This is a genomic window from Halanaerobium congolense, assembly GCF_004366375.1.
Taxonomy (GTDB): domain Bacteria; phylum Bacillota; class Halanaerobiia; order Halanaerobiales; family Halanaerobiaceae; genus Halanaerobium; species Halanaerobium congolense.
In genome coordinates this window covers 1-11,403 of sequence record NZ_SOEF01000051.1, presented here as the reverse complement: position 1 = coordinate 11,403, position 11,403 = coordinate 1, and the positions used below count along the sequence as shown (strand labels likewise).

Below are 11,403 nucleotides of genomic sequence, written 5' to 3'. Positions count from 1 at the left end.
CGCTAATAAATAATTCAACCACTTAAAGAAGGATTCCTCTTTTTTATTTTAAAAAAATCGTTAAATTTAATTTACACAACTTATTATACAATACTCTATATTCAATGATTATAATGGTTATAATGTCTATTAACAGATAATTTTTATTATTTTAAAAATTAAAATTAGAAAATTAAGTTTTTTACTATTTTTTGTCAGAAATAACTGGTATAATAGTATTAAATTATCATTATAGTGATATAATATATATTGCAAATTTTGAAATTATTAGAAGATAATATTTTGTAGGGAGGTATTTATTATGAATATCGGAAAGCGTTTGAAAAAATATAGAAATCAGAGGGGTTTAAGCCAAAAAAGATTATCTAACCACACCGGTATCAGCCAGTCATTTATCAGTTCCATTGAGTCCAACAAACAGTCACCCACAATTACAACCTTAGAAAGGATCTGTAGAGCTCTTGGAATCACAATTGCAGCTTTTTTTTCTGAACCGAATAATGCTGTTCCTGATTCATTGAGACCTCTGCTTGATAATGCTAGACAATTAAGCCCAACCCAAAGAGAGAATCTAAGTCTTTTTTTGGAAAGTTTAAATAAAAATGAATAAAACTTACATAAAAGCTCTCAGGATAATTAATCTTACTGAGAGCTTTTCTCTGTTCCATAAATTTAACCAGAAATCTTGTTAAATCTTAATATGAATGAATCAGACTATTAAACATCAAATTCTTCACCAATTTCTATAATCTTAGATTTGCATCCAATCTGTTCAAATTTGCTGGATAAACCCTTGGCCTGCAGCAATTCCTGCCTTTCTTCCGGATCATAATGATATGGTATTGCCATTTTAGGATTAAATTTAATTACTTTTTCTAGATAATCAGAAAAATGATCGTTGAAACAGGCTGTAAATAATAACTTTATCTCTTCATCTGGATCCGGATAATCAGCAGCATCTGCTGTCTGATAAAGACCCTTATAAAAATAAGCTACAGAGCCTTCTGAGTTGTAACAATCAACATCTAAGACCTTTATCTGATCTTCGATCAAATCTCCAGCTTGTACAACTTCTCCTTCAATATCAAATTTATTGTAAACTGATTGAGGTGCATAAATTTTTGTTTCATTATTGCTAACTGCTGCAAGATCATCTAAATTAATATGATCATCATGCTCATGTGTAATCAGTACGATATCTGCCTCAAAATCAGCTTCAATTTCAAAACTGGGATCAATTACAATTTTTTGCTCAGCATCAACCAACAAAGCTGAATTACCTAACCACTTAACTTTGATAATAATCATCTCCTATTGCTTTAATTATTGATAACTATCTTAATTTTAGCATAGATTGTTTAATAAATAAAATAAGCCCCCTCAATTAAGAAGGGGCCACTATATTTAACTAAGCAAATTTTAAGTATTTAATTCTCTAACATGAATTTCGTCTCCAGCAGCTACTTTTTCTCCTATTTCAGAAGTTATTGTACTACCACTAGGAATCTTTTTATTATCAAAATCCTCTACACCAACATAAGAGAAAATTCTACAATTTCTACCGATGGTTGTTCCCTCTGGTATTGTAGCTCTTTTAGCAATTACATTTAAACCATTTTCCAATAGATCAGGCTCATCTTTGTTTGGGGTTAAATCATCACCATAACCAATTTTACAATTAGCCATAATCTCAACTTCTTTATCAATTATAGCCTTTTCTACAACAGTATTACTTCTAATTACTGTATCATTAAAAATAATTGAGTCTTTAACAACAGCACCTTCCTCAATATATACCCCAGGACTAATAATAGAATTTTTAACTACTCCATTAACTATAGACCCATTAGAAATCAAACTCTTAGAAGCAGATGCATCTTTACCAAATTTAACAGGTGGTTTTTCTTCACTTCTGGTGTGCAGTTTCCACTCATCATTATAAAGATTAAGACTTGGAATTGGATCAGTTAATTCTAGACTACTTTCCCAGTAGGCAGCAAGTGTGCCTACATCTTTCCAATAATCATCAAACTCATAAAGATATACACACTCTTTTTCAATCATTGGTGGTATAATATGATGTCCAAAGTCTGAATCTTCTTCAGTACAGTATTTTTCTAGAACTTCTAGTAAAACTTCTTTTTTAAAAACATAAATGCCCATTGAAGCTAAGTTACTGGGTGGATTTTCAGGTTTTTCCACAAAATCTGTAATTCTCATTTCATCATTATAATCTAAAATACCAAACCGATTTGCATCCTCATATGGAACTGGTTGAGCAGCTATAGTTAAATCTGCATCTTTTTCTTTGTGGTACTCAACCATTTTGCTATAATCCATCTCATACACATGATCACCGGATAAAATAACTACATCATCTGGATCTTTACTCTCAATAAAACTCATATTCTTATAAATTGCATGAGCTGTTCCTTCATACCAATCAGTTGATCCTGGTTTGCCTCTAAAAGGCTGTAAAATTGTAACTCCACCCATTCTGCGATCTAAGTCCCATGGTTTTCCAATACCTATATGATTGTTTAAGGATAATGGTAAATACTGAGTCAAAACCCCAACATTATAGATACCAGAATTAACACAGTTACTTAAAGCAAAATCAATAAGTCTAAATTTACCTGCAAATGGTACACTTGGTTTAGCTCTGTGTGCTGATAAAATATCAAGTCTAGTTCCACGCCCACCGGCCAAAATCAATGCTAATGTTTTCATAGAATACCCCCTATTTCTTAAAAACTATATATTTTTCTACATCTCATATTTATATATTAGGCAAAATTAGGTAAAACCCTTTATTTTTCTGTTGAATTTTTAATAATTTAATGCACAATTATCTATTTCCTTAATTTTCTAAAATTAATAGTTTGTCACTATCATTTATGCTATAATATTATTATAGAAGGAAGGTGTCTTTGATGCAAATAATAACTATTTCAAGGCAAACAGCAAGTGGTGGTGAAGAAATTGCTAAAGAATTATCTAACCGTCTCGGCTTACAATTAATTGACCGCCAATATGTTTTAGAAAACTGGCTGCCTGAAGTTGCTGATGAACATCAGCTGCATATGCTGGAACAAAGCTCTAAATTTTATACTAAAATATTAAATCCAGATGCCAAAAAAAATGAACAAATTAGTTTCGCCGACTATATTGCTCAAAAATTAAAGGGAAAATCTGAAACTACAGATCTACTTATTTTAGGATTAGGATCTCAAATAATTTTTGAAAATAATCCTTATGCTCTTCATTTTAAAATAGTTGCTTCTGAAGAATACCGCTGTCAGCAGTTAAAAAAAAATTATGGGCTGCATCATGATGAAGCCGCTAGAGAGCTTGAATTAGCAGACCGCAAACATCGACGTTATGTTTGGAGAATACATAATCAGGACTGGGAAAAAACAACTCTTTATCACCTGACATTAAATAGAGATGGCCTTAACTTAGAAGATAGTTTATCTGTTATAATGAATATTGCTGATCTAAAAAAAGAAAACCCTCAGGCACTAATTAATAATAAAGAAGTCACCGAAAAAACAGTTGAAAATAAAAGTCAAAGAAATTTTGGTCATGAAAGTGAGAAAGAATTTGCTAAAATACTGGATATGCATCATATTGAATGGGAATATGAACCCAGTGAATTTCCTTTAGAATGGGATCCAGAAGGGAATGTAATTATGGCTTTCAGACCTGACTTTTATTTATGCGAACATGATACGTATGTTGAATTAACAACTATGAAACAAAAATATACAACTGAAAAAAATAAAAAAGTTAGATTACTGCAGGAATTATATCCACATATTAAAATAAAAATTGTTTATAAAAAAGATTTCGAACAACTAGCGGAAAAATTTGACCTTAATGGGAGTGAAAAATAAATGAATACTCAAAATTTAGAAAAAATACTCATTTCTGAAGAAGAAATTTCTAACAGAATTAATGAATTAGCAGCACAGCTGAACAAAGACTTTAAAGACAAAGAAGTAATATTAGTCAGCATTTTAAAAAGTTCCCTTTATTTTATGACAGATCTCAGCCGCAAGCTCAAATTTCCAATTAAACTTGATTTTTTAGAATTAAACCATTATGCAGATGAAGATAATTCTGGGGTAATTAGAGTAACTAGAGATTTGGAATTTAGTATTTCTGGGAAAAATGTTATAATTATTGAAAATATTATTAGAACCGGTTTAACTCATAGTTATTTATTAAAAAATCTTAGTGCTCGTAATCCCAAAAACATAAGCATCTGTACTCTTCTCCATATTTCAGATAATAAGCTTTTGGATTTGCCTGTTCATTATACTGGATTTGAAATTGAAGATAAATTTGTAGTAGGATATGGGCTTGATTATAAAGAAAAATATAGAAATTTAGCATATATTGCAGAGTATAAAGAAAATCCTCAGTCCTAAGATTAACTGAGGATTTTACTTGTTTTACTTTAATTTATTTAATTCTGTTTCAATTTTTTTCATAGCTGTACTTGCTTTTTCTTTAATAAATATTTCTGTTATATCATCCGTAAAATTAGACTTTTTAATATTAATTTCTACTATTTTAGCACCTTTACTGTTGGCAACTACAGGAATTAACGAGGCTGGCTGAATTTCTCCAGTTGTACCAATTATAATAAACAGCTCTGCTTTTTCCGCTTCTTGAAAAGATAACTTTTCTTCACGTTCTGGTATAGCCTCACCAAAAAAAACAAAATCAGGTTTTAAAACATCACCACATTTTTTACATTTTGGAGGCAGTTCTGATAATAGTTTTTCATTAACAGAATATTTTTCTCCACACTCAGTACAAATTAAATTACGGGAATTACCATGAAATTCAAATACATTTTTACTCCCCGCATTCTGATGAAGATTATCTATGTTTTGAGTAATCACCGCTTTAATATATCCATCTTTTTCTAATCTAGCAATAACTTTATGTGCCTCATTTGGCTCAGCTTTACCAAAATAGTCATAAAATATTTCTTTAATCGTATCCCAGCTTTTTTCTGGATGTTTATAAAAGTTTTTAAGATCTAAAATGATTGGATCATAATCATTCCAGAGACCATTTTCACCTCTAAATGGAGGTACACCACTTTCGACTGAGACCCCAGCACCAGTAAAAACTGTTGTATGTTTAGAATTCTTTATAAGCTCAGCTACTTTTCGGTATTTATTCATATTCTTCACCTCATAAGTATTATACCATACTTTTTAACTGAATATTAGTTAATATTATGAATAATTTGTTTAATCTAAAAAATAATCTTTATCATCTTCAAAAGTTCTCATGAATTTAACAGCTTTTTTGCTAATTTCAAAAAATTCTCCCTGCTGTCTTTCACGAAAGTAACTGCTCTGCTTAAAGCTAACAAAATTATTTTCATCAATCTGATATATTTCCATCAGGCTCCAGCCCCATTCAAACACATTTCCTATTTCTTGTCTAAATATTTTTTTAGAGTTTAGAATCTGCTGTACAGGATAATTGCTGTGGTTAAAGGGCTTTACTTTTTCATCACTATTATAAGTTATTAATTTCTTAATATCTGCTTTGTTGGTATCGATTAATCTTTCAAATTTTATATGTTCTTTATGTTTTTCAACTGCTTCTATTTCTTTTTTGTTTAAATAATGCAGATTAAAATCATATAATACTTTCATCTTAAAATAGATATATTCTTTTACATCAGAAAAGCGTCCTTTAACTTTTTTAACCGGATAACTTACAGCTTTTCTTTGTTTTAAATTATCATCTTTATTATTTTTTAATAATAGAATAATATCTCCTATAACTGCAGAATCTTTAACCTCATTTTTACTTAATAAAAGCTCATCATTTTTATAGCCTAATAAACTACTTATTTTTATTTTGTTATCTATATCTTTGATTACATATAAATTAACTTGATTTAATAAACTCATATTCTTCACCTCGAATTTAATTATATCAAACCACAGAAAAAGATAAACCCCGGCATTTAAGCCAGAGTTTAATAATAAAGTTGATTTAAGTTTATAATTTAATTTCAATTATCTAATAAATTACCTAATATCTTTTTTTCTGCGAATAATGCATTAGTACCTCCTGTATGCCAGAACAAAAGATCAGAACCCTTTTCAATTTTTTCTTTTTCTAAATAATCAATCATTCCCGCTGCTGCTTTTCCAGTATAAACTGGATCAAGGAAAATACCTTCATTTTCCGCAAAAATCTTTACTGCCCGATTGGCTTTAGTTGATGGAATTTCATATCCCTCACCCACATAATTATTATTAACTATTATATCACTGCCCTCTAATTCAAAATCAATATCTAAAAGATTTAAAGCTGCTGTGGATAACTCAGCTACTTCTTTTAAATAACTTTCATCTTTATGACTTACATTAATCCCATTGACTTTAAGATCATCACTTATAAATTTATTAACAGCTGTTAAACCAGCAAGAGTTCCACCGGTACCAGTTGCATGAAAAATGTTTTTAAAATTCAAGTCTTTCTTAAATTCTTGTGCTTTCATTTCTAGATAAGCATTAACAAATCCTAAAGTACCACGAGGAGAGGCTCCTCCTGGAGGAATTAAATAATAATCATCTTCATTTTCAGAAATTTCTTGAGCATATTTTTTAGATTCCGCTTTAGCTCTATACATCGCTTCAAATTCATCTTCATTTTCTTTAAAATCAATGATTTGAATTTCAGCTCCGAGGATTTGATCAAGTAAAATATTAGCCTTAGGATCTGAAATTCCTTCACCAATAACATCAACCAAATATAATATAGGGTTTAAATTATATCTACGGCAGGCAATAGCTGTCTGTAATGCATGATTGGACTGAGTGGCTCCATAAGTAAAGATGTTTTTTGCACCCTGTGCTAAAATTTCGCCAAATAAAAATTCCAATTTTCTTATCTTATTCCCACCAAAAGTACTAAAACCACTTAAATCATCTCTTTTTAAATAAATATTTACACCATATTGAGCTGAAAGATTCTCCAATTTATATATTTGAGTCGGGAAGAACCCCAATTCAGCTCTTTCTATTCTATTAATTTTATCTTTTACTATCTGATATTTTTTTAAATTATACATAAATTCACCCTTTTCATTTACTCATTCTTTTTTAAATTTATTAAGTCAAAATATTTATTTTTAAAAGTTAATTATAATCATTGAATAAGCTAATCAAATATTAAAGCCCGTAAATGATCTCTTGTTTATATTCTGATTTATTGCTTTTTCTTAGTTCTTTTAATAATTTAGCTGTAAATTTTTCTAAATCATAATTTTCTACTTCAGTCAAATCAATCCATTTATATGACTGAGCTTCTTCATTTAAAATTACATCTTTCGAATTACTACGGCAGATATAATCAACAAAAATAAAATGCTTTTTATTTTGAAATGATTCAGAATAGATACTCTCATTAATAGCTAGTAGTTCAATATCAAAAATATCCAGTCCAGTCTCTTCTTTCACTTCTCTTATTAAAGCTGCTTCCATACTTTCTCCAGCCTCAATATGACCACCCGGAATTACATATTTGTGGTTCCATTTGTTTGATTTGCAGATTAAAACTTTATCTTCGGAATTTAAAATAACCGCACCCACTGTAGCTTCTGGATATCTCATCTTATTCTCCTATAATTTTGACTAAAACTCTTTTTTCTCGCTGACCATCAAATTCACCATAAAAAATTTGCTCCCAGGGCCCAAAATCAAGTTTACCCTCTGTTACAGCAACAACTACCTCACGCCCCATAATCTGTCTCTTTAAATGAGCATCAGCATTATCTTCAAATCCATTATGAGCATACTGTGATATTGGCTCATGAGGAGCTAGTTCTTCCAACCATTCCTTATAATCTTGATGCAGACCACTCTCATCATCATTAATAAATACACTGGCAGTAATATGCATTGCATTAACCAGGCATAAGCCTTCCTGAATACCACTATCTTTTAAAACTCCTCTGACCAGATTAGTAATATTGATCAGTTCAACTCTCTCATCTGTGTTAAAGTATAGATATTTTCTGATTGATTTCATTTAATCCACTCCCTCTTTAAATTGAATTAGTCGTGTTAAACTTTTCTATTCTTTAAAAGTTCAAAGCAAATATTACTGCAGCTCCAAAAGAAATTAAAGGCGCTATAACAGTAACTATGTAGTAATCAAAATAACTTTCTCTAAATTTAAGACCAGTATAGGCAAGCATTGCCAGGTAAGAGCTGTTATGAGGTAGTGTATCTAAACCAGTTGAAGCAATAATTATAATCCTATGTAGTTTTTCTGGATCAACTAACTGAACAATGTTTTCCCCAACTGTACTTAGTGTTAAAAGTATTCCCCCAGATGCACTTCCTAAGAGTCCAGCTGCAATATTTGTAATTAAACCAACTAATAAATAAGGATGCAAAGGTAAATTTAATAAAGTCTCCAGAAAATTTTTAAATACTGGTAATGAAGAAATAACTTGCCCAAAACCCATTGCAGAAGCAGCAAACATCAATGGTAAGACTGCATTAGATATACTATCATTTAAAATTTTAAGCAATTCTATTTTTCTAAAGTTTTTAATTATCGAAACTATAACTCCTAAAAATAAAGCCAGCAATGGATCTTTTGATAAAACAGCAAGTAATATAAAAACTGTTAATAAAGGAAGCATTGCTGTAATAAATTTGATCAACTTAGCCAGATCAGGCTTCTTCAAAACACTTTCATTTGTCTTCGCGTTACTTTCAGCCAGAAATGAAATACTTCTGTATCTTAAATATAAAATAGCTGCTGCTGCTCCAGTTGAAATACTAACTAATCCTAAAGCTAGACCAGCTAAAGCAGAAGTGTTTAGATAATCCATCATGATTAAATTATGAACCTGGGGACTTCCTGGTAAAGGAAGTCCAACAACCACAGTTCCACCTGCTATTGCAGCTAAAATAAGAGACCTTGGTAAATTAGCTTCTTCAAAAACAGATTTAGCTATTGGATAAATAGTAAAAATTAATACAAATCCAGAAATTCCACCCAGTGATAAAAGTGCACTAGCAAAAAAGATACCTACTGCCGCATATCTGTATGATAAAACATCTAAAACAAATTCACCAATAGAAGCAGCATCATCAGATTCTTCCATTATTTTCCCTAAAATCGCACTCAATAAAAATATAAACAAATAATCCTGAACAAAAGCAGCAAAACCAGGTAAATAGTGGATATTCAGGATTTCTAAAATATTTAAGTTGTTCAAGTATAAAATTACTATAGATGAAAGTGGTGCAGCAATCACTATACTAACTTTTAGAATAATGAGGGTAATTAGAATAACAAATCCAATCCCAATACTTAACAAAGTTATTCTCCTTTCAAAACAACAGAATAAAAAACCTATCAGGATTAAAATATCATGATAGGTTAAAACTCAACTATTAATTAAAGAGTAATAATCTGGTATCCCTGCTCTGTAAAAGCTTCCATGGAAGGATGTCCACTCATATCTCCCTTTAAAGGAATATCAGTACTCTGATTATATTCGAGTACACCAAGACTGGCTGAACAAGCTTTACAGATGCAGTCAATTAATCCTCTTTCCTTTGCTTTAAAATAATGTTTGTTCTTAGACTCTTCTAATTTTTGAACTAAAGTTACTGCTTCACCTTCAATAATTATTTTAGCTTCCTTACCTTTATCAGCTAGATCTAAAGCATTAAGTAAGATATGCTGAAAACACATCATATTACCATTGAAAGCAAAAAAAGCAAATTTATTCATTTTAAACACCTCCACTTTAATATAATTCTCTATTTAATTATAAAACCCTTTAATTGAAAAGTTAAAATATCTGTTAAAATGGAAAAGGCATCTATTAGTAACTAAAATAAATTTAGCAACAATAAATGCCTTAAAAATCTATTTAATTATAAATGATTATCTAGCTTACAATTGCTTTTGTGTCTTTAGCAATTACTAACTCTTCATTTGTTGGAATAACCATAGCTTTTACTGTAGAATCACTGGTTGTAATAATTTGTTCTTTACCACGAATATCATTGGCGTTTTTATCAATTTTAATTCCCATGTATTCTAAACCTGCAAGAATTTCTTCTCTAGTTTCAATTGCATTTTCACCAATGCCAGCTGTAAATACTACTGCATCTACTCCACCCATAGCAGCAGAATAAGATCCAATATACTTTTTAACTCTATAATTAAAGATATCTAATGCTACCTGAGCTTGATTATTTCCTTCATCAGCAGCTCCTTCAATATCTCTCATATCACTGCTAACTCCAGATACTCCATAAAGACCACTTTCTTTATTTAGTACACTATCTATTTCTGAAGTTGTCATATCTTCCTTATCCATGATAAATGGTACAATTGCTGGATCAATATCTCCACATCTTGTTCCCATTACTAATCCTTCAAGTGGAGTAAAGCCCATACTTGTGTCTATAGATTCACCATTTTTTACTGCAGCAATACTTGCTCCATTTCCTAAATGACAGGTGACAATTTTAAGATCGTTAATATCTTCATCCATCATCTCAGCAGCTCTATTGGCTACATAACCATGAGAGGTGCCATGAAATCCATATCTTCTGACTCCATATTTTTCATAGTATTCATAAGGTAGAGCATAAGTATATGCTTCTTCTGGCATAGTTTGATGGAAAGCTGTATCAAATACTGCAACCTGAGATGTTTCAGGCATTAATTCTTTACAAACTTCAATCCCCATAAGATTTGCTGGATTATGAAGTGGCGCTAAATCAGAAATATCTTCGATTTCTTTCATCACTTCATCATCAATTAGAGTAGAGTGCGCAAATTTTTCTCCCCCATGAGCCACTCTATGACCAACTGCTTTAATTTCATCCATATCTTCTAATACACCGTGTTCATCAGAAAGAAGTGTCTCAATTAATAATTCTATTCCTTCTTTATGAGTTGGTATTTCATGCTCAATTTTAATATCTGTACCTTCTTTTGTTTCATATTTCAAAAATGAATTTTCAATACCAATTCTTTCAATAATTCCCTCAGCTAAAACATCTTCATCTCTCATATCAAATAATTTATATTTTAAAGATGAACTTCCACAGTTAATAACAAAAATTTTCATTAACATCACTCTCCGGTTGCTTTTATTTGATTAAGATTTATTCCCCTGCTCAATTCTAAAATGCATAATTAAATTCTTAAAATTGGTTTAAAAAGGAGACTGCTGGTTTGGACTCCAGCAGTCTTTTATTTATAATGACAAAACTAAATAGCTATTTTTTACTTTTCTCCACACTTAACTAGAAGCTTTTCCCAGCGGTGGTCTACTTCTGCCTGAATTTCTTCTATCATATCTTTTTTCTCTGCTTTTGT

Annotated in this window: 13 protein-coding genes; 3 read left to right on the top strand and 10 right to left on the bottom strand. The window is 30.5% G+C overall.

What is annotated here, in order from left to right:
* Positions 1-301 precede the first annotated feature (301 nt).
* Positions 302-610 carry a helix-turn-helix domain-containing protein gene (locus C7954_RS12715; protein WP_073159435.1) on the top strand — a complete coding sequence of 103 codons (309 nt, stop codon included), beginning with the start codon at positions 302-304 and terminating at the stop codon, positions 608-610.
* 107 nt (positions 611-717) lie between these two features.
* Here the strand turns inward: C7954_RS12715 and C7954_RS12710 are convergent, their stop codons facing one another.
* Together C7954_RS12710 and C7954_RS12705 are read right to left on the bottom strand one after the other, a co-directional pair.
* On the bottom strand, positions 718-1,308 hold the full coding sequence (locus C7954_RS12710) for an MBL fold metallo-hydrolase (RefSeq protein WP_073159433.1): 591 nt from the start codon (positions 1,306-1,308) through the stop codon (positions 718-720).
* Between the two features lie 111 nt (positions 1,309-1,419).
* A complete protein-coding gene (locus tag C7954_RS12705) occupies positions 1,420-2,730 on the bottom strand; it encodes a glucose-1-phosphate adenylyltransferase (protein WP_073159431.1) in 1,311 nt (436 codons plus the stop codon).
* A gap of 203 nt (positions 2,731-2,933) precedes the next feature.
* Between C7954_RS12705 and C7954_RS12700 the strand changes: the two genes are divergently transcribed.
* Positions 2,934-3,896, top strand: a complete 963-nt coding sequence (locus tag C7954_RS12700; protein WP_073159430.1) for a cytidylate kinase family protein — start codon at positions 2,934-2,936, stop codon at positions 3,894-3,896.
* Positions 3,897-4,433 carry a hypoxanthine phosphoribosyltransferase gene (hpt, locus tag C7954_RS12695; RefSeq protein ID WP_073159427.1) on the top strand — a complete coding sequence of 179 codons (537 nt, stop codon included), beginning with the start codon at positions 3,897-3,899 and terminating at the stop codon, positions 4,431-4,433.
* A 24-nt stretch (positions 4,434-4,457) separates the two neighbouring features.
* Here the strand turns inward: hpt and C7954_RS12690 are convergent, their stop codons facing one another.
* The 8 genes from C7954_RS12690 to C7954_RS12655 form a co-directional block, all read right to left on the bottom strand.
* Positions 4,458-5,201 (bottom strand): SIR2 family NAD-dependent protein deacylase, encoded by a 744-nt coding sequence (locus C7954_RS12690; RefSeq protein ID WP_073159425.1) that lies wholly within the window; start codon positions 5,199-5,201, stop codon positions 4,458-4,460.
* A 69-nt stretch (positions 5,202-5,270) separates the two neighbouring features.
* On the bottom strand, positions 5,271-5,945 hold the full coding sequence (locus C7954_RS12685) for a hypothetical protein (protein WP_073159423.1): 675 nt from the start codon (positions 5,943-5,945) through the stop codon (positions 5,271-5,273).
* A gap of 104 nt (positions 5,946-6,049) precedes the next feature.
* Positions 6,050-7,114 (bottom strand): 1-aminocyclopropane-1-carboxylate deaminase/D-cysteine desulfhydrase, encoded by a 1,065-nt coding sequence (locus C7954_RS12680; protein ID WP_073159420.1) that lies wholly within the window; start codon positions 7,112-7,114, stop codon positions 6,050-6,052.
* Positions 7,115-7,214: 100 nt separating this feature from the next.
* The gene (locus C7954_RS12675) at positions 7,215-7,655 is read right to left on the bottom strand and encodes an NUDIX domain-containing protein (protein ID WP_073159418.1); all 441 of its coding nucleotides are present in this window, start codon (positions 7,653-7,655) and stop codon (positions 7,215-7,217) included.
* 1 nt (position 7,656) lies between these two features.
* Entirely contained in the window at positions 7,657-8,073 is a 417-nt protein-coding gene (locus tag C7954_RS12670) for a secondary thiamine-phosphate synthase enzyme YjbQ (protein ID WP_073159416.1), read from the bottom strand.
* Positions 8,074-8,125: 52 nt separating this feature from the next.
* Positions 8,126-9,379, bottom strand: a complete 1,254-nt coding sequence (locus C7954_RS12665; protein WP_073159414.1) for a GntP family permease — start codon at positions 9,377-9,379, stop codon at positions 8,126-8,128.
* Between the two features lie 80 nt (positions 9,380-9,459).
* Complete coding sequence (locus C7954_RS12660) at positions 9,460-9,798, bottom strand: cytoplasmic protein (protein WP_073159412.1); 339 nt, start codon at positions 9,796-9,798, stop codon at positions 9,460-9,462.
* A gap of 160 nt (positions 9,799-9,958) precedes the next feature.
* Positions 9,959-11,152: an acetate/propionate family kinase gene (locus tag C7954_RS12655; protein WP_073159410.1), complete on the bottom strand. Its 1,194-nt coding sequence runs from the start codon at positions 11,150-11,152 to the stop codon at positions 9,959-9,961.
* Positions 11,153-11,403 lie beyond the last annotated feature (251 nt).